Source organism: Vibrio sp. 1727, assembly GCF_033344415.1.
GTDB classification, from domain to species: domain Bacteria; phylum Pseudomonadota; class Gammaproteobacteria; order Enterobacterales; family Vibrionaceae; genus Vibrio; species Vibrio alginolyticus.
This window is the reverse complement of the sequence record NZ_JAWPOT010000005.1, coordinates 97689-115176: the sequence shown is the minus strand read 5'-3', so window position 1 is coordinate 115176 and position 17488 is coordinate 97689. Positions and strand designations below refer to the sequence as shown.

Sequence of the window (17488 nt, the reverse complement as noted above, 5' to 3'; positions counted from 1 at the left end):
GTCCTTAGCTCAGCTGGATAGAGTACCTGGCTACGAACCAGGCGGTCGGAGGTTCGAATCCTCCAGGACGCGCCACTCATTGAAACAGCCTCGCAATTGCGAGGCTTTTTTGTATCTAGACATCTGAAATATGGCGTAGGATCACTAGAGCCTATGTTCCTCTTTTTTAAAAGCGAATATGTGCGTATCTAAGCAATTTGCTATCAAGCTTCTGTCGCATCGTGTGAAATCATCCTGATTATCCCTCCTATACACTGACTTCCATTTTTCATTTCAATTACTCTTATGTAGTTACTTTGTTTGTTATTTGTTTATTAATTGTTAATTTTATTCATCTTTTTGTTTTTGTTGGTTTTTACTGCGTGAGTACCGATTTGATTTTGAAATCTAAATCGCAGTTTTTATTTATGTCCTCCTTTACTCTGTTCATAAGGTGGTAGCGATTTGAAGTGATTATTTTGTCATGAACTGTGATCTGGGTAGTGAATAAATAATCATTTATCAGGATTACTACAAACCTTCCTTAAACAAAATTGACAAAATTTAACCAATCGAGATAATCCATGGGTCGGGATTTGACACTATTAAAGTCCTGCACGTTGTCAGGATGACAAAGAAAGGAAGCAACATGACTAATATAGGAAGCCTGCTAGTAGATGCGGCCACCCTGATGCTAACGGGGATGGCGGTCGTATTTATTTTCCTCACTATTCTTGTTTATCTCGTTCGGTTAATGTCGAAATTGGTACCAGAAGAAGTACCAGAGCCGATCGCAGCACCAAAAACAAACACTAATATTCAATCAACCTCTTCAGCTGTTAGTCCACAAGTAGTGGCGGCGATCTCGGCTGCGATTCATAAACATCGCGCCTCATTCGCGAAGTAGCCGAACTAGGATTAAAAAGGAGTTTAAGAGCATGTCTAAACCACTAGCTATTACTGATGTGGTCCTTCGTGATGCCCATCAATCACTATTTGCTACGCGTATGCGTATTGAGGATATGCTGCCTATCGCAGCTGAGTTGGATAAGGTTGGTTACTGGTCTCTAGAGACTTGGGGTGGTGCAACATTTGATTCTTGTATTCGATTCTTAGGGGAAGACCCTTGGGAGCGTTTACGTGAACTAAAAAAAGCGATGCCTAATACACCAATGCAAATGCTACTGCGTGGTCAAAACCTTTTAGGATACCGCCATTATGCCGACGACGTAGTAGAGAAGTTTGTGGAACGCGCGCATGCTAACGGCATGGATGTATTCCGTATTTTTGATGCAATGAATGACGTGCGAAACTTCCAGAAAGCCGTTAAAGCAACGGTTGATGTTGGTGCGCATGCTCAAGGTACGTTGTCTTACACAACGAGCCCAGTGCATAACGCAGACACTTGGGTTGACTTGGCAAAACGCCTAGAGGATTTAGGTTGTCACTCGCTGTGTATTAAAGATATGTCTGGCTTACTTAAGCCTTATGAAGCGGAAGAGCTTATCACGCGTATCAAAGCGTCTTGTGATGTGCCATTGGCACTTCATTGTCATGCAACAACGGGGCTGTCTACAGCAACGGCGGTAAAAGCAGTAGAAGCCGGTATTGATATTCTCGATACTGCGATTTCTTCAATGAGTTGTACCTACGGCCATACACCGACTGAAACGGTAGTCGCTATGCTAGAAGGTACCGAGCGAGATACCAATTTGAAACTCGAGCAACTGGAACCTATCGCCGCATATTTCCGTGAGGTACGTAAGAAGTATGCGAAGTGGGAAGGCCAGTTAAAAGGAGTCGATTCACGCATCCTGATTGCTCAAGTGCCTGGTGGTATGCTGACCAATATGGAAGGCCAGTTGAAAGAGCAGGGCGCTGCGGATCGCATTGATGAAGTATTAGAAGAGATCCCTCGTGTACGTGAAGATCTTGGTTTCATTCCATTGGTGACTCCAACTTCACAGATCGTCGGTACTCAAGCGGTGATTAACGTGCTTACTGGCGAGCGCTATAAGAGTATTACCAAGGAAACCGCAGGTCTATTGAAAGGTGAGTACGGTCAAGCACCAGCCGAGTTAAATGCAGAACTGCAAGCGAAAGTGCTTGATGGTAAAGAGCCAATTACCTGTCGTCCTGCCGATTTACTTGAGCCTGAAATGGAGACGCTTACGGTTGATCTGATGGAGAAAGCGAAATCAGAAGGCATTAAGCTAGCAAGTGAGCGTGTTGATGACGTACTCACTTATGCACTTTTCCCTCAAGTTGGGCTTAAATTCCTTAAGAATCGTGAAAACCCAGAAGCATTTGAGCCTGCACCAACGCTAGAAGCTGCGAAGCCTGCTGTACCTGCAGCTCAACCAGCAACTGGTGGTGTAGAAACTTATAGTGTACGTGTTGACGGGCAGGTGTATGAGGTGGAAGTTGGCCCTCAAGGTGAACTGACATCTGTTGCTCCTTCTAATGCACCGGCAAAATCGGCTACACCTAGCACACCTTCTAATGCTTCAGCTGAAGCGGTGCCTGCTCCTCTTGCAGGTAACATCTTCAAAGTGAATGTTCAACCTGGTGCTGAGGTAGCTGAAGGCGATGTATTGCTCATCCTTGAAGCGATGAAAATGGAAACTGAAGTACGAGCGGCGCGTGGTGGTGTGGTTCAAGAGCTGAACGTTAAAGAAGGCGATGCTGTCACAGTAGGTGCGCCTCTGTTGAGCCTGGCGTAAGGGAGTATCATGGACGGATTGTTAACCCTTTGGGCAGAAACAGGGATCGCTAACTTCGAGTTCGGCCAAATCTGTATGATGCTGGTTGGTTGTACCTTGCTGTTTTTGGCAATTAAAAAAGGATTTGAACCTTTACTGTTATTGCCGATTGGTTTCGGTGCTATTTTGGCGAATATTCCAAATGCTGGCTTTACTGAGCCTGGTGGCTTGCTCTACTACGTTTACTACATTGGGATTGAATCGGGTGTGTTCCCGCTATTGATCTTCATGGGTGTGGGCGCGATGACTGACTTTGGTGCTTTGATCGCAAACCCAAAAACGTTGTGGTTAGGTGCGGCTGCGCAGTTTGGTATTTTTGCAACACTGTTTGGCGCTATTTTGCTCAACTATGTACCTGGCATGGAGTTCTCCATGGCGGATGCATCGTCTATTGCGATCATCGGTGGTGCTGATGGGCCAACAGCGATTTTCTTGGCGAGTAAGCTCTCTCCAGATCTGTTAGGTGCGATTGCAGTCGCGGCATACAGCTATATGGCATTGGTGCCGATCATCCAGCCACCAATCATGAAAGCACTGACAACCAAGGAAGAGCGTCAAATCAAGATGGCTCAGCTTCGTCATGTTGGTAAATGGGAGAAAGTCATCTTCCCGCTTGCTGTATTACTGATGACGATTCTGTTCTTGCCTTCAGCTACGCCATTGGTTGGTATGTTCTGTTTGGGTAACTTGATGCGTGAAGCTGGTGTGGTCGATCGTTTATCGAAAACTGCTCAAAATGAATTGATCAACATAGTGACTATCTTTTTAGGTCTTGGTGTTGGTTCTAAGCTGCAAGCTGAGCAGTTCTTGAACCTAGAAACGTTAGGTATCTTGGGGTTAGGCGCAGTTGCATTTAGTATCGGTACTGGTGCGGGCGTCCTGATGGCGAAACTGCTTAACAAGTTCTCGAAAGAAGACATCAACCCACTTATTGGTGCGGCTGGCGTTTCTGCGGTACCAATGGCCGCGCGAGTCGTAAACAAAGTTGGTTTACAAGCTAACCCGCAAAACTTTTTGTTAATGCATGCGATGGGACCAAACGTTGCTGGTGTGCTGGGTTCAGCCGTTGCGGCTGGTATATTGTTAGCACTTGTTGGTTAGACATTATTGAAAATGGAATGATCAACCAATTTACAAAATCACGATTAACTTAGGTTAACAAAATGGTTTATAGTCAAAGGGATGCTTTCGCATCCCTTTTTGTTTTCTTGCAGGGAATGGTTTATGGAACACAAACAGATCGTTATCACTGAGTTTGGTGATGCCAACGTACTCGCGATTCAGCATGCTTCTACACCATCACCACAGCCTGGTGAAGTCTTAGTAAAAGTCGCTTTTTCAGGCGTAAATCCTATTGATGTCAAAACTCGAGCTGGGCTCGGTTGGGCGGCAGCGCAGAATAAGGATAATTTACCTTGGGTGCCAGGTTACGACATCTCAGGAAAAGTGATGTCTTGTGGAGAGGGGGCATCACGTTTTAATCAAGGTGATGAGGTGGCTGGATTTATTGGTTTCCCAGTTCGAGGCGGTGGATACAGTCAATACATATGTGTTCCAGAAACTGAGTTAAGTCATGTTCCTAGCTCTGTCACTTTAGAGGCAGCTTCTGCATTACCGTTGGCGGGACAAACTGCGGCACAAGCTCTCAGTAAGGCTAATGTGACGGAAAACGATCGCGTACTTATCCTCGCTGGTGCCGGTGGTGTTGGACACCTCGCGGTACAAATTGCGATCGCGACGAAAGCGGAAGTCTTTACAACCTGCAGTGAACGAAATTTAGATTACCTTGCGACGCTCGGTGCTCATGCAGTGAACTATCAATTTGCACCAGTGTCAGAACGTGTTGAAGATGTTGATGTTTTGATTGATTTAGTAGGCGGAGATGCTGCGTTAGATGCGCTTAAATGCCTGAAAGACAATGCGAGAGTCATCACCGTTCCAACCATAACTGCTGAGCTGATTTGTGAAAAAGCCAAACTCCTAGGCTTTGAGGCTAGTGGCATGTTGGTTGAACCAGACCCTGCGCAGTTAGATACCTTGTTGTACATGGTCGGCGTTGGCTTACTGAAGACTGAAATTCAACAGGTTTATCCTATGAGTGATGTCATTGGTGCTCACCAGCAGGTCGAATCAGGAAGAACCAGAGGCAAGGTGTTGCTTGATATGACATGCTAGAAGCATTTAACACGAGTTTTGAAAGTTTAGCGCTTTGGTTTTCAGATTCAGCATTATGGGTGCTTTTCATGACCGGTTTTCTCAGTGCCACGTTGTTGCCTGGTGGTTCTGAGGCGGGCTTAGTTGCCACTCTCTCATTAAATCAATACTCCGTTTCTTCAATTGTTATGGTCGCTACTATCGGTAATACGCTTGGTGGCTTAACAAATTATTGGCTTGGCTTGTGGATTCCCAACAAAGCACAAGAGGAAAAGCACGGTCATACCGCATTAAAGTGGCTCTCTAAGTATGGCTATTGGGGATTATTTTTTAGCTGGTTACCTGTAATAGGAGACCCGCTGTGTTTAGCCGCAGGGTGGCTAAGAATGAAGTTTCTGCCTTGCGTGATTTTAATATTTTTAGGAAAGGCTGCTAGGTATAGCTTACTTGCGGCCATCTATCTCGGATTATTTTAAGGAAAGTACATGAAGATGTTTTGGGTTGGCGCGTGTTCACTGTTGGTGATCACGGGCTGTGCATCAAATACGCCAGTTTCATCACTGCCGAAAGGGGTAACTTTCGTTGAGTCATCGAAAGCTGAAGAAGGCAAAGTTAAGATTCCATACCAAAAGTATAAACTCGATAATGGTTTAACGGTGATCTTAGCTCCTGAAGATTCTGACCCATTGGTCCATGTGGATGTGACTTACCATGTTGGTTCAGCTCGTGAAGAAGTGGGTAAGTCTGGTTTTGCGCATTTCTTTGAGCACATGATGTTCCAAGGTTCAGAGAACGTTGGTGACCAAGAGCACTTCAGGATCATCACAGAGGCTGGCGGCACGTTAAATGGTACAACAAACCGCGATCGTACTAACTACTTTGAAACTGTCCCTGCTAACCAGCTCGAGAAAATGCTGTGGTTAGAGTCTGACCGTATGGGCTTTTTGTTGGATGCGGTTTCTCAACGCAAATTTGAAATTCAGCGTTCTACTGTAAAAAATGAGCGAGCTCAGCGTTACGATAATCGTCCTTATGGCTTAATTTGGGAGCGCATGTCCGAAGCGCTATATCCTGAAGGTCATCCGTATTCGTGGCAAACCATTGGTTATGTTGAAGATCTTGATCGTGTTGATGTGAACGATCTCAAAGCGTTTTTCTTGCGTTGGTATGGCCCAAACAATGCGACTATCACGATCGGTGGTGACTTAGACGTTGAACAAACTCTAGAGTGGGTAAATAAGTACTTCGGTTCGATTCCTCGTGGTCCTGAGGTTGAAAATGCGCCGAAACAACCTGCAAAACTGCAAGAAGATAAATACATCACTCTAGAAGATCGTATTCAACAACCTATGGTGATGATCGCGTGGCCAACAACCTACAATGGCGAAGAAAGCCAAGCGTCTCTCGATACATTATCAGAAGTATTGGGTGGCGGTACCAACAGCGTGCTCTATCAAGACCTAGTGAAGACTCAAAAAGCGGTCGATGCTGGTTCATTCCATGATTGTGCTGAACTGGCGTGTAACTTTTACGTTTACGCAATGGGTGATTCTGGAGACAAAGGCGACCTATCAAAACTGTACGACGAGCTTTTACAATCACTGAATCAGTTTGCGGAAAAAGGCGTGACAAAAGATCGCCTTGAGCAGTTGAAGGGTAAAGCGGAAGCGGATGCTATTTTTGCGCTAGAAAGCGTTAAAGGTAAAGTGACTCAGTTGGCTTCCAACGAGACATTTTTCGGCGATCCTGATCGTCTTGAGCAACAGCTTGAACAAATCCGTGCAGTTACGCCGACTTCGGTAGAAAAAGCGTATACGGACTTTATCCAAGGTAAGAACAAAGTGACCCTAAGCGTGGTCCCAAAAGGAAAAACAGACCTTGTCGTAAAACCTGCGACCTTTGTGACACCAAAGCGTACGCTGCCAGAATATGAGAAGATTTCCGATGACCAATTGGCGTATCGTCGTGCGACCGATAACTTCGATCGCTCAGTGCAACCGCCAGTAGGAGAACCAGTGAAAGCGACGATGCCAGAGCTGTACGAGTTACATTTCAAGAATGGCTCAGAGCTGCTTGGTGCAGTTAGCGATGAAACGCCGACGGTGATGATGCAATTTAGTTTACCTGCAGGGACACGTTTTGTTGAAAAGGGTAAAGAAGGTCTTGCCCAATTGACCGCTGCGATGTTGCAAGAAGGCACAACGAAACGCAGTGTCGAAGAGATTCAAGCTGAGCTTGATAAACTGGGTAGTGTTATCTCTGTTAATGCCACAGGTTATACAACAAACATCAGTGTTTCTGCTCTAGAAAAGAACTTAGAGCCGACGTTAAAAATTGTCGAAGAGATGTTGCTGTCTCCTGCATTTAATCAAGATGATTTCGAGCGTGTAAAAATGCAAGCGCTAGAAGGCCTGGTATATGAGCACCAAAATCCAAGTTGGATGGCGTCACAAGCGAGTCGCCAGGTGCTCTATGGGGATTCGGTTTTTGCTCGACCAAAAGACGGCACGCAAGCAGGTGTCAGTGCATTAACGTTGGATGATGTCCGTGAATTCTACTCGAAGCATTACACGCCACAAAGTGCGCAAATCGTCGTTGTTGGTGACATCAATAGACAGGAAATTGAGCAGCAACTGACGTTCTGGAAAAACTGGCAAGATGAAGCTGCGCCATTGTATGCACCGCAAAGCATTGCTGCATTAGGTGAGCAAAAGATCCATCTTGTTGATAAACCGGGAGCGCCGCAAAGTGTGGTCATGATGGTTCGTCAAGGTATGCCTTACGACGCAACGGGCGATTTTTACCTAAGCCAACTGGCAAACTTCAACTTAGCTGGGAACTTCAATAGCCGCATTAACCAAAATCTACGTGAAGACAAGGGTTACACATACGGTGCTTACGGCTACTTCTCTGGTAATCCAGAAACAGGCTCGGTGGTTTTCACCGCGCAAGTACGAGCGGATGCAACGGTTGCTTCGATCATTGAGATGGAAAATGAGCTAAATGAATACTCGCAGTCAGGTATTACTGATGAAGAGATGAAATTTATGCGTCAAGCGGTCGGTCAAAAAGATGCACTGAAATATGAAACACCAACACAAAAAGCGGAGCTCATCAGTGATATTCTTAAGTACAACCTCGATCATGATTACTTGCAGCAAAGAAACGCTATCGTAGAAAAAGTCGATAAGCAGACGTTGAATGCGCTGGCTCAGAAATGGTTTGATCCAAATGACTATCAAATTATCGTCGTTGGTGATGCTAAATCGTTGCGTCCTCAATTAGAAAAGTTGGGGAAAGACGTAGAAGAGCTTGAAATCATTCGATAGAGTACACATTTAATAGCGGAGAAACGTTTCTCCGCTATTCATCTAGATAAGCAACTTTTCGTGGGTTATTTATCTAGATGCATTAACTATCAATAACTTAGCTTACACTTGTGTTATGTAACAAGTGTCCTGCTCCCAATATAAGCGAACCTCATTTTGACTGATTTTGCTGCGCGACTAAAAAAAGTTGCATCAAACCCCGAAGTATTTAAGCAGTTTGGACGCGGTGTTGAGCGAGAAACTTTGCGCTATCGTCAGGATGGACATCTAGCTACAACTCCTCATCCTGAAGGGTTAGGCTCTGCGTTCACAAATCAATGGATCACAACGGATTTTTCGGAATCATTGTTAGAGTTCATTACGCCTGTGTCACATGAAATTCCAGAACTGATGGCACAGCTGAAAGATATCCATCATTTCACTCAAACCAAAATGGGTGAAGAGAAAATGTGGCCACTATCAATGCCTTGCTACGTAGGCTCAGAGGATGATATTCAGTTAGCCCAGTATGGCTCTTCGAATGCAGCGAAAATGAAAACGTTGTACCGAGAAGGCCTAAAGCGTCGTTATGGCAGCCTGATGCAAATTATTTCAGGTGTCCACTTTAACTTCTCGTTTCCTGAAACATTTTGGGATGCGCTCTATGGCGAGCAAGATGAACAAGCCCGCCAAGATGCTAAGTCTGATGCGTACTTTGCGTTGATCCGTAATTACTACCGCTTTGGCTGGATGATTCCCTACTTCTTTGGTGCATCACCAGCGTTATGTGGCTCTTTTATTCAAGGTCGTGAAACCGATCTGCCATTCGAGAAGATTGGCGGGACATTATATTTGCCGAAGTCGACGTCTTTGCGTTTGAGCGATCTTGGCTATACCAATAGTGCTCAAAGTGTGCTGAAAATTGGTTTTAACAGCATTGACCAATACCTCGATGGTTTGAGTGATGCGATTCGCCACCCATCAGAAGAGTTTGCGAAAATTGGGGTAAAAGTGGATGGTGAATACCGCCAGCTTAATTCCAATATCTTACAAATTGAGAATGAACTGTACGCTCCGATTCGTCCAAAACGTGTATCGAAAAGTGGTGAGAAGCCTTCAGATGCGTTACGACGCGGTGGTGTCGAATACATTGAAGTTCGTTCTCTAGACGTTAACCCATTCAGCGCAGTGGGCTTAAATGAAGATCAAGTACGATTCTTGGATCTCTTCCTTACCTGGGCGGCCTTGTCAGACTCAGACCCTATGGATAACTGTGAATTAGAGTGTTGGCGCGATAACTGGAATAAAGTCATTGTTTCTGGCCGTGAAAAAGGTCTAATGCTGCAAATTGGTTGTCAAGGTGAACGTCTATCTCTACAAGATTGGGCACACCGAGTTTTCGTCGAGTTACGTCAAATAGCACAGCAAATGGATATGACCGCTGGTGGCAGTGCATACCAAGATGTGTGTAATCAACTCGAGACATGGATTGATAACCCAGAACTAACGATCTCTGGTCAACTATTAGAGCTAACGAAAGAGCTGGGTGGGCTAGGTAAAGTTGGTTGTACTCTTGGTATGAAGTACCGTGATGAAAACCTAGCTCACGGTTATCAGTACTACTCACAAGATACGATGGAAACGGAAGTAGCGTCGTCCGTGGAAAAACAAAAGCAAGCAGAGCAGAGTGACACGCTTTCTTTTGATGATTTTTTGGAAGATTACTTTGCTTACCTGAAGCAGTAATGACTAACTAAGGATTGGTGCGGTTGAACATTAAGTCGTCAGTAGTAGCGGTACTTGGAAGCGTGTTACTTGCAGGTTGTGCTACGGCACCGCCAAAGCAGCAGAATAACTTATGCGAGATATTCCGAGAGAAATCCGGTTGGTACGATGATGCCAAAGATATGGAAGATGAATGGGGGACCCCTATTCATGTCGCTATGGCCATCATTAAACAAGAAAGCAGCTTTCGGCACGATGCAAAACCACCTAAAGATTATTTGCTAGGGTTTATTCCTTGGGGACGAGTCAGCAGTGCGTATGGTTACGCTCAAGCTCAAGACCCTGCTTGGGAAGACTTCCAAGATGCCACAGGTCAGGGTGGCTCTCGTACCAACTTCGATGATTCTATGATGTTTGTCGGTTGGTATACTCATGAAACACGGCGTCAGCTAGGGATTTCATTATGGGATCCCTATAACCAGTATCTGGCTTATCATGAAGGGCGAGGTGGGTATAAGCGAGGTACTTATAATCGAAAGCCTAGTTTAATCAAAGTCGCTCGACGTGTTGAACAAACAGCGAAAACTTATGGCTGGCAGCTGAAGCAATGTCGTCAGGAATTAGAAGACAACAGCAGCTGGTTCTTTTAGCCCACAGTCAGTTCATGTGCTGTAGGGATGAATGACATTTATCCATTACCGAAAGGTACTGGAGTTACAATCAGGAGAGATGTAATGCCTTTACTCGATAGTTTTACCGTGGACCACACTCGTATGAATGCACCCGCTGTACGAGTGGCGAAAACCATGCAGACCCCAAAAGGGGATACGATTACTGTTTTCGACTTACGCTTTACTGCGCCAAACAAAGACATTCTTTCTGAAAAAGGTATTCACACCCTAGAGCACCTTTATGCAGGCTTTATGCGTAATCACCTAAACGATGATTCTGTTGAGATCATCGATATTTCGCCTATGGGTTGCCGCACAGGTTTTTACATGAGCCTGATTGGCACACCATCAGAGCAGCAAGTCGCAGATGCTTGGATTGCAGCAATGGAAGATGTGCTGAAGGTAGAAAGTCAGAATAAGATCCCTGAACTTAACGAATACCAATGCGGCACGGCAGCAATGCACTCTTTAAAAGAAGCACAACAGATCGCAAAGAACATTTTGGATGCTGGTGTTTCGGTGAACAAAAATGATGAACTTGCTTTGCCTGAGTCGATGTTAAAAGAGTTGCGCATTGACTAGGTGCTCATTAAGAGAAGCATATTGCCCCAATAAGTAAAAAAGCCTGACATGAGTCAGGCTTTTCTTTTGGTTATTTGGATGTCGATTTTTTCTTCTTCGGATAAACACGAACGAGCTTGATTCGGTTCTCTTCAATCTCAACAAGTTCCATTGGGTGACCCGCTACTCTCACGCTTAAATGGCTCTCTGGAATATCTTCCAGGTGCTCCAAAATAAGACCGTTTAACGTTCTTGGGCCATCCGTTGGTAAATCCCATTTCAGGCCTTTGTTAATATCTCGAATATTGGTGCTGCCTTCAATAAGAAAGCTTCCGTCACCTTGAGGACTGATTTCATCAGAGAGGCTTGGAGAAATTGACGTCGTGAACTCACCAATGATCTCTTCCAGAATATCTTCAAGAGTGATTAGACCGATGATATCACCGTACTCATCCACGATCAGACCGATACGTTGCTTGTTGCGTTGGAATTTCAACATTTGCACGTTCAGTGGTGTGCCTTCTGGGATGTAATAGACCTCATCAGCAGCACGTAATAGCGTTTCTTTGTTGAATTCGTTCTTTTCCAACATCAGACGATAAGCTTCACGCAAGCGCAGCATGCCAACCACTTCATCAATTTGGTCACGATAGAAAACTATGCGTCCATGTGGTGAGTGTGTTAGCTGGCGAACAATGGATTTCCAGTCGTCGTTAATATCAATACCGGTAATTTCATTGCGTGGGACCATAATGTCGTTCACGGTGACGTGCTCAAGATCTAAAATAGACACTAGCATGTCTTGGTGTCGGCGAGGGATCAAACCGCCAGCTTCATTTACCACCGTACGCAGCTCATCGGAGCTAAGATGATCTTCTGCTGAGTGATCCGCTCTTACACCAAGTAAGCGGATAAAGCCATTCGTAATAAAGTTAACAAGCATCACTAAAGGCGACAGTAACTTCATCAGTATGGTCAATAATATACTGCTCGCGTAGGACACACGTTCAGGGTAAAGCGCTGCAATTGTTTTAGGGGTAACCTCGGCAAAAACCAATACAACCATAGTTAGTGCACCGGTTGCGATAGCGACACCTAAATCACCATACAAACGCATACCAATAATGGTCGCGATCGCGGACGCGAGAATATTAACGAGGTTGTTGCCGATAAGAATAAGACCAATCAAACGATCTGGACGGTCTAATAGTCTTTCGACTCGCTTAGCACCCTTATGCCCGTTTTTGGCTAAGTGTTTTAAGCGATAACGATTCAGAGACATCATCCCTGTTTCTGAACCGGAAAAGTAACCTGATATGACGATAAGACACGCGAGTAGCGCAAACAAGATACCCGTAGAGATGTCGTCCAAAACGTTGCTGTTCCTTGTAAGTATTGGGTTATATAACGGTTGAGTAAGTCCGTTAAGTCAAAGAGTTAAGGCGTACTGTATTTTATCTAGCCTAAAATATAAAGGATAGGAGCCCTAGAGCTCCTTAATTCAAGATGATTTCTTTTACAAAGCGACTGCCAAAATATGCCAGAGTTAACAGTGTTGCTCCTGCAACAGCGAACCATGTGACTTTTCTACCACGCCAGCCTTTTTGATAGTGACCCCAAAGCAGTATTGAGTACACCACCCAAGCGATGAAAGAAAGAATGCCCTTATGTGCCTTACCTTGGGCAAACATATCCTGCACAAAGACAAAGCCAGTAATGAGCGTGGCAGTTAACAATAAGTTACCGATCAAAATAATTTTGAAGAGTTGACGCTCCACCATTAATAGAGGCGGCAGGTTTGGGTTAATCGCCAAAGATTTTTTTGCTTTCAGTTTGTGATCCAGCCAAGCCAACTGAAGCGCATATAGTGCCCCGATAGTTAAAGTCGCGTATGAGAAGAGCGCAAATGAAATATGAATGAGTAGCTTAGGGTCATTCTCTAGGTGCTTTATAAACGTGCTTGGCAAAAATGTGGCAGCAGATAAATTGATGGCAGCAAAGCTATAAACGACAGGCAATAAAAACCACAGTCGGTTTTTCAACATAGCAAGGCTCATGACCAGAGAAATAATAAAACTGATCAAAGAAGCCACGTTGAGAATACTCAGGTTTTGACCTGAACCATCAAAGATCAGATCACTCAAAATCCACGCATGAAAAACAAGCGCACAGGCAGCACTAGCAAACACTGTTTTTGCTTTGATTCCTGACTGTTGTGAGAGTCCGGGTATGATGGTCGCAATCGCCAAGACATAAAGTATGGCGGCCGCGATGGCTATTAAGCTATCCATGAATCCTAAATATTATTGTGCACGATGGAGAAATTATACCTTGCATTACACTTTGGGGCTACGTTATATCCGACATCAATCGTGAGAGATGAGATATTGAAATTAATAAGTTACCGCACCATATATAAATAGAGACAAGAATAGGACAGCGGTACGGGTATGACTCAGACCTTGGCTAATGTATACTCACACTAATTAATCGCCATTTTAGCGAAGAGACAAAGATGTTTGAGAATTTAACGGATCGATTATCCAAAACGCTGAAAAATATCAGTGGCAAAGGTCGTCTGACCGAAGACAACATTAAAGAAACCCTACGTGAAGTCCGAATGGCTCTACTTGAAGCTGACGTTGCGCTTCCGGTCGTTCGTGAATTTGTGAACCGCGTTAAAGAAAAAGCGGTGGGCGTAGAAGTTTCTAAATCTCTGACTCCAGGTCAGGAATTTATCAAGATCGTTCAAACAGAACTTGAAGCCGTAATGGGTGAGTCGAATGAGGCGCTAAACCTTGCCGCTCAACCACCTGCTGTGCTTCTTATGGCAGGTCTACAAGGTGCGGGTAAAACCACATCGGTAGGTAAGTTATCTAAGCTTCTAAAAGAACGTGACAAGAAGAAAGTTTTGGTTGTGTCTGCCGACGTTTACCGTCCTGCGGCAATCAAGCAGCTTGAAACACTGGCATCAGACATCGGTGTTGACTTCTTCCCATCATCACCAGACCAAAAGCCTATTGATATCGCCAATGCAGCGATTGACCATGCGAAGAAAAAATTCTACGACGTACTTATTGTCGATACCGCAGGTCGTTTGGCAATTGATGAAGAGATGATGGGGGAGATCAAAGATCTTCACGCAGCTATCAACCCAGTAGAAACGCTATTTGTTGTTGACGCCATGACGGGTCAAGACGCAGCAAATACAGCAAAAGCCTTTGGCGATGCGCTACCTCTTACCGGTGTAGTTCTAACTAAGGTTGATGGTGATGCTCGTGGTGGTGCGGCACTTTCAGTACGCCATGTCACGGGCAAACCAATCAAATTCTTGGGTGTCGGTGAAAAAACTGACGCGCTAGAACCGTTCCACCCAGATCGTGTTGCTTCACGTATTCTTGGCATGGGTGACGTTCTGTCTTTGATTGAAGACCTACAACGCAACGTTGACCAAGAAAAGGCAGAAAAGTTAGCGAAGAAGTTCAAAGAGAAGAAAGGTTTCGACCTTGAAGATTTCCGTGAACAGCTAGGCCAGATGCAAAACATGGGCGGCATGATGGGGATGATGGATAAGCTTCCAGGAATGTCCCAGCTACCAGACAATGTGAAAGATAAAGTCGATGACAAGATGTTCAAACAGATGGAAGCGATCATCAGCTCCATGACAATGAAAGAACGTCAACGCCCAGAAATTATCAAGGGCTCGCGCAAGAAGCGTATCGCGGCTGGTTCTGGTGTGCAGGTTCAAGATGTAAACCGCTTACTAAAACAGTTCACCCAAATGCAGAAAATGATGAAAAAGATGCAAAAAGGTGGCATGAAAGGCATGATGCGCAACATGCAAGGCATGATGGGCGGCATGGGTGGTGGCGGTGGCTTCAACCCATTTGGTCGTTAATTAATCGATCACGCATAGATTCAGGGTGTTAGGTACGTCACAAACTTTAAATTCAATTTATGTTGGTGAAAAAGTAACTAAACTCCTTGCATTGCTCCGGGAGAAGAGTAAAATTCCGGAGCTTTATTTTGGCACGAGACCCCAAACTGTTTAATTTCTTGAATGGTTTTTGGGGTTAATTTTATTTTTGAGAAAGCAAAGAGGACGACATGGTAACCATTCGTTTGGCACGTCACGGCGCTAAAAAGCGTCCATTTTATCAAATCGTAGTAGCGGACAGCCGCAACGCTGCAACTGGCCGTTTCATCGAGAAAGTTGGTTTCTTCAACCCAACTGCTAAAGGTCAAGAAGAAGGTCTACGTCTAGACCTAGACCGCGTTAACCACTGGGTTGGTCAAGGCGCGTCAGTATCTGACCGTGTTGCTAAGCTAGTTAAAGACGCTCAAAAAGCGGCTTAATTTTTTACTTGAAAAGTAGAAACTAGTTTATGTCGATGAAAGGTAAAGAAACAATGAGCAACGAAAAGATTGTTGTAGGCAAGTTTGGTGCTACTTACGGCATTCGTGGTTGGCTTAAGGTTTTTTCCTACACAGACAATGCTGAAAGCATTTTCGATTACAGCCCTTGGTACATTAACCAAAAGGGCAAGTGGGTTGAGTACAAAGTAGAAAGCTGGAAGCGCCATAACAAAGGTATGGTGGCTAAGCTGGAAGGCATGGATGTTCGTGAAGACGCACATCTAATGACGAACTTTGAAATTGCTATTGACCCTGCGGTACTTCCTGAATTGTCAGAAGATGAGTTCTACTGGCGCGAATTGTTTGGGATGCAAGTTGTAACCACTAAAGGTTACGATCTAGGTGTTGTTACTGACATGCTAGAAACTGGCTCAAACGATGTTCTGGTTGTTAAAGCAAATCTTAAAGATGCTTTCGGGCAGAAGGAACGATTAATCCCGTTCCTTGAAGAGCAAGTGATCATTAATGTTGATCGCGAAGCTCAACGGATCGAAGTTGACTGGGATCCTGGATTCTAATCTCCAAAATTACAGAGCGAGATAAACATGTGGGTTGGCGTTATTAGCCTTTTTCCAGAAATGTTCCGTTCTGTTACTGATTTTGGAGTAACAGGTCAAGCGGTTAAAAAAGGTCTTTTGTCGATTGAGACTTGGAATCCTAGAGATTTCACTCACGACAAACATCGCACAGTCGATGACCGACCTTACGGTGGTGGCCCTGGTATGTTAATGATGGTTCAGCCTTTGCGCGATGCCATTCATACCGCGAAAGCAGCCTCACCGGGCAAGACGAAAGTCATCTACCTTTCTCCTCAAGGTCGCAAGCTCGACCAGAAAGGAGTGGAAGAACTGGCAACGAATGAGAACTTGCTTCTGATTTGTGGTCGTTATGAAGGGGTAGATGAGCGCATCATTCAATCTGAAGTCGACGAAGAATGGTCGATTGGTGATTTTGTGATGACGGGTGGTGAGATACCAGCCATGACGTTAATCGACTCTGTCTCTCGGTTTGTTCCGGGTGTACTAGGGGATTTCGCGTCAGCAGAAGAAGACTCTTTTGCAAATGGCTTGTTAGATTGCCCTCACTATACGCGTCCAGAAGTATTGGATGACAAAGAGGTACCAGCGGTACTGATGTCAGGCAATCACAAGGACATTCGTCAATGGCGACTCAAGCAGTCGTTGGGCCGTACTTGGCTAAGAAGACCAGAGCTCCTGGAAAACCTAGCTCTGACTGACGAACAGGAACAATTACTTGCTGAGTTTGTTAATGAGCATAAAGCCATTAAAGAACATAACGCAAAGTAACCTAATTTATTTAGTATCAGTTTATTCTAGGAATTTAAAAAATGAGTAACATCATCAAAGCTCTTGAAGAAGAGCAAATGAAATCAGACCTACCTAAATTTGCACCAGGTGACACTGTTGTAGTTCAAGTTAAGGTAAAAGAAGGTGACCGTGAGCGTCTACAGGCTTTCGAAGGCGTTGTAATCGCAATCCGTAACCGTGGTCTACACTCTGCTTTCACTGTACGTAAGATCTCTAACGGTGAAGGTGTTGAGCGTACGTTCCAAACACACTCTCCAATCGTTGATAGCATCGAAGTTAAACGCCGTGGTGCAGTACGTCGTGCCAAGTTGTACTACCTACGTGAGCGTTCTGGTAAGTCTGCTCGTATCAAAGAGAAACTTGCTAAGAAGTAATGCTATAACTAGCGTTCTCATCTTAAACGGAGTCCTTTTAGGGCTCCGTTTTTTTATTTGTGTAATTAGCTTGCTCGTTTCTTTTCGCCCGACCTGCACTGTCGATGCTCATGCACTGACGTACACTCCACGCCTCTGTCTTGTTGTGAATAGATTCCTGATGTCGCTATGGCTCCTCGGAATGACAGGAAATGATGGTCAAAGATTACA

General features: G+C 44.7%; 16 protein-coding genes. 14 read left to right on the top strand and 2 right to left on the bottom strand.

Translation table 11 applies throughout. The annotated features are described in order from the left end of the window. The first annotated feature begins 628 nt into the window (after nucleotides 1–628). From R8O10_RS07500 to luxS, 9 genes are all read left to right on the top strand, one after another. Complete coding sequence (locus tag R8O10_RS07500) at nucleotides 629–886, top strand: oxaloacetate decarboxylase subunit gamma (protein WP_005379932.1); 258 nt, start codon at nucleotides 629–631, stop codon at nucleotides 884–886. A gap of 31 nt (nucleotides 887–917) precedes the next feature. Beyond that, a complete protein-coding gene (gene oadA, locus R8O10_RS07495; RefSeq protein WP_042521318.1) occupies nucleotides 918–2702 on the top strand; it encodes a sodium-extruding oxaloacetate decarboxylase subunit alpha in 1785 nt (594 codons plus the stop codon). A gap of 9 nt (nucleotides 2703–2711) precedes the next feature. Further along, nucleotides 2712–3842, top strand: a complete 1131-nt coding sequence (locus tag R8O10_RS07490; RefSeq protein WP_005379935.1) for a sodium ion-translocating decarboxylase subunit beta — start codon at nucleotides 2712–2714, stop codon at nucleotides 3840–3842. A 123-nt stretch (nucleotides 3843–3965) separates the two neighbouring features. After that, nucleotides 3966–4916, top strand: a complete 951-nt coding sequence (locus R8O10_RS07485) for an NADP-dependent oxidoreductase (RefSeq protein WP_318191262.1) — start codon at nucleotides 3966–3968, stop codon at nucleotides 4914–4916. Beyond that, nucleotides 4910–5371 (top strand): YqaA family protein, encoded by a 462-nt coding sequence (locus R8O10_RS07480; RefSeq protein ID WP_005379938.1) that lies wholly within the window; start codon nucleotides 4910–4912, stop codon nucleotides 5369–5371. Before R8O10_RS07485 ends, R8O10_RS07480 begins: the two co-directional genes overlap by 7 nt. A 9-nt stretch (nucleotides 5372–5380) precedes the next feature. Beyond that, nucleotides 5381–8224, top strand: coding sequence for a M16 family metallopeptidase (locus R8O10_RS07475; protein WP_042521322.1), 2844 nt, complete (start codon nucleotides 5381–5383; stop codon nucleotides 8222–8224). A 156-nt stretch (nucleotides 8225–8380) separates the two neighbouring features. Beyond that, nucleotides 8381–9949 carry a glutamate--cysteine ligase gene (gene gshA, locus R8O10_RS07470; RefSeq protein ID WP_025768181.1) on the top strand — a complete coding sequence of 523 codons (1569 nt, stop codon included), beginning with the start codon at nucleotides 8381–8383 and terminating at the stop codon, nucleotides 9947–9949. Between the two features lie 23 nt (nucleotides 9950–9972). Further along, nucleotides 9973–10578, top strand: coding sequence for a hypothetical protein (locus tag R8O10_RS07465; RefSeq protein WP_005379943.1), 606 nt, complete (start codon nucleotides 9973–9975; stop codon nucleotides 10576–10578). Nucleotides 10579–10662: 84 nt separating this feature from the next. Continuing rightward, complete coding sequence (gene luxS, locus R8O10_RS07460) at nucleotides 10663–11181, top strand: S-ribosylhomocysteine lyase (RefSeq protein WP_005379945.1); 519 nt, start codon at nucleotides 10663–10665, stop codon at nucleotides 11179–11181. Nucleotides 11182–11251: 70 nt separating this feature from the next. Here the strand turns inward: luxS and R8O10_RS07455 are convergent, their stop codons facing one another. Both R8O10_RS07455 and R8O10_RS07450 read right to left on the bottom strand, forming a co-directional pair. After that, on the bottom strand, nucleotides 11252–12532 hold the full coding sequence (locus R8O10_RS07455) for an HlyC/CorC family transporter (protein WP_005379948.1): 1281 nt from the start codon (nucleotides 12530–12532) through the stop codon (nucleotides 11252–11254). Nucleotides 12533–12656: 124 nt separating this feature from the next. Then, on the bottom strand, nucleotides 12657–13451 hold the full coding sequence (locus R8O10_RS07450) for an inner membrane protein YpjD (RefSeq protein WP_005379950.1): 795 nt from the start codon (nucleotides 13449–13451) through the stop codon (nucleotides 12657–12659). 224 nt (nucleotides 13452–13675) lie between these two features. On the opposite strand from R8O10_RS07450, the gene ffh reads away from it, so the two are divergent. The 5 genes from ffh to rplS all read left to right on the top strand — a co-directional run bounded on the left by ffh (nucleotide 13676) and on the right by rplS (nucleotide 17278). Next, a complete protein-coding gene (ffh, locus tag R8O10_RS07445) occupies nucleotides 13676–15058 on the top strand; it encodes a signal recognition particle protein (protein WP_005385423.1) in 1383 nt (460 codons plus the stop codon). A gap of 209 nt (nucleotides 15059–15267) precedes the next feature. Then, nucleotides 15268–15516 (top strand): 30S ribosomal protein S16, encoded by a 249-nt coding sequence (rpsP, locus tag R8O10_RS07440; RefSeq protein WP_005379962.1) that lies wholly within the window; start codon nucleotides 15268–15270, stop codon nucleotides 15514–15516. Nucleotides 15517–15545: 29 nt separating this feature from the next. Further along, nucleotides 15546–16094 (top strand): ribosome maturation factor RimM, encoded by a 549-nt coding sequence (gene rimM, locus R8O10_RS07435; protein ID WP_005379964.1) that lies wholly within the window; start codon nucleotides 15546–15548, stop codon nucleotides 16092–16094. 27 nt (nucleotides 16095–16121) lie between these two features. After that, nucleotides 16122–16883: a tRNA (guanosine(37)-N1)-methyltransferase TrmD gene (gene trmD, locus R8O10_RS07430; protein WP_005385420.1), complete on the top strand. Its 762-nt coding sequence runs from the start codon at nucleotides 16122–16124 to the stop codon at nucleotides 16881–16883. 41 nt (nucleotides 16884–16924) lie between these two features. Continuing rightward, nucleotides 16925–17278: a 50S ribosomal protein L19 gene (rplS, locus tag R8O10_RS07425; protein WP_005379971.1), complete on the top strand. Its 354-nt coding sequence runs from the start codon at nucleotides 16925–16927 to the stop codon at nucleotides 17276–17278. Nucleotides 17279–17488: the final 210 nt, after the last annotated feature.

Coding starts and splice junctions, on each gene's coding strand:
- R8O10_RS07500 (WP_005379932.1), top strand. CDS start 629: ATGACTAATATAGGAAGCCTGCTAGTAGATGCGGCCACCCTGATGCTA.
- oadA (WP_042521318.1), top strand. CDS start 918: ATGTCTAAACCACTAGCTATTACTGATGTGGTCCTTCGTGATGCCCAT.
- R8O10_RS07490 (WP_005379935.1), top strand. CDS start 2,712: ATGGACGGATTGTTAACCCTTTGGGCAGAAACAGGGATCGCTAACTTC.
- R8O10_RS07485 (WP_318191262.1), top strand. CDS start 3,966: ATGGAACACAAACAGATCGTTATCACTGAGTTTGGTGATGCCAACGTA.
- R8O10_RS07480 (WP_005379938.1), top strand. CDS start 4,910: ATGCTAGAAGCATTTAACACGAGTTTTGAAAGTTTAGCGCTTTGGTTT.
- R8O10_RS07475 (WP_042521322.1), top strand. CDS start 5,381: ATGAAGATGTTTTGGGTTGGCGCGTGTTCACTGTTGGTGATCACGGGC.
- luxS (WP_005379945.1), top strand. CDS start 10,663: ATGCCTTTACTCGATAGTTTTACCGTGGACCACACTCGTATGAATGCA.
- R8O10_RS07450 (WP_005379950.1), bottom strand. CDS start 13,451: ATGGATAGCTTAATAGCCATCGCGGCCGCCATACTTTATGTCTTGGCG.
- ffh (WP_005385423.1), top strand. CDS start 13,676: ATGTTTGAGAATTTAACGGATCGATTATCCAAAACGCTGAAAAATATC.
- rpsP (WP_005379962.1), top strand. CDS start 15,268: ATGGTAACCATTCGTTTGGCACGTCACGGCGCTAAAAAGCGTCCATTT.
- rimM (WP_005379964.1), top strand. CDS start 15,546: ATGTCGATGAAAGGTAAAGAAACAATGAGCAACGAAAAGATTGTTGTA.
- trmD (WP_005385420.1), top strand. CDS start 16,122: ATGTGGGTTGGCGTTATTAGCCTTTTTCCAGAAATGTTCCGTTCTGTT.
- rplS (WP_005379971.1), top strand. CDS start 16,925: ATGAGTAACATCATCAAAGCTCTTGAAGAAGAGCAAATGAAATCAGAC.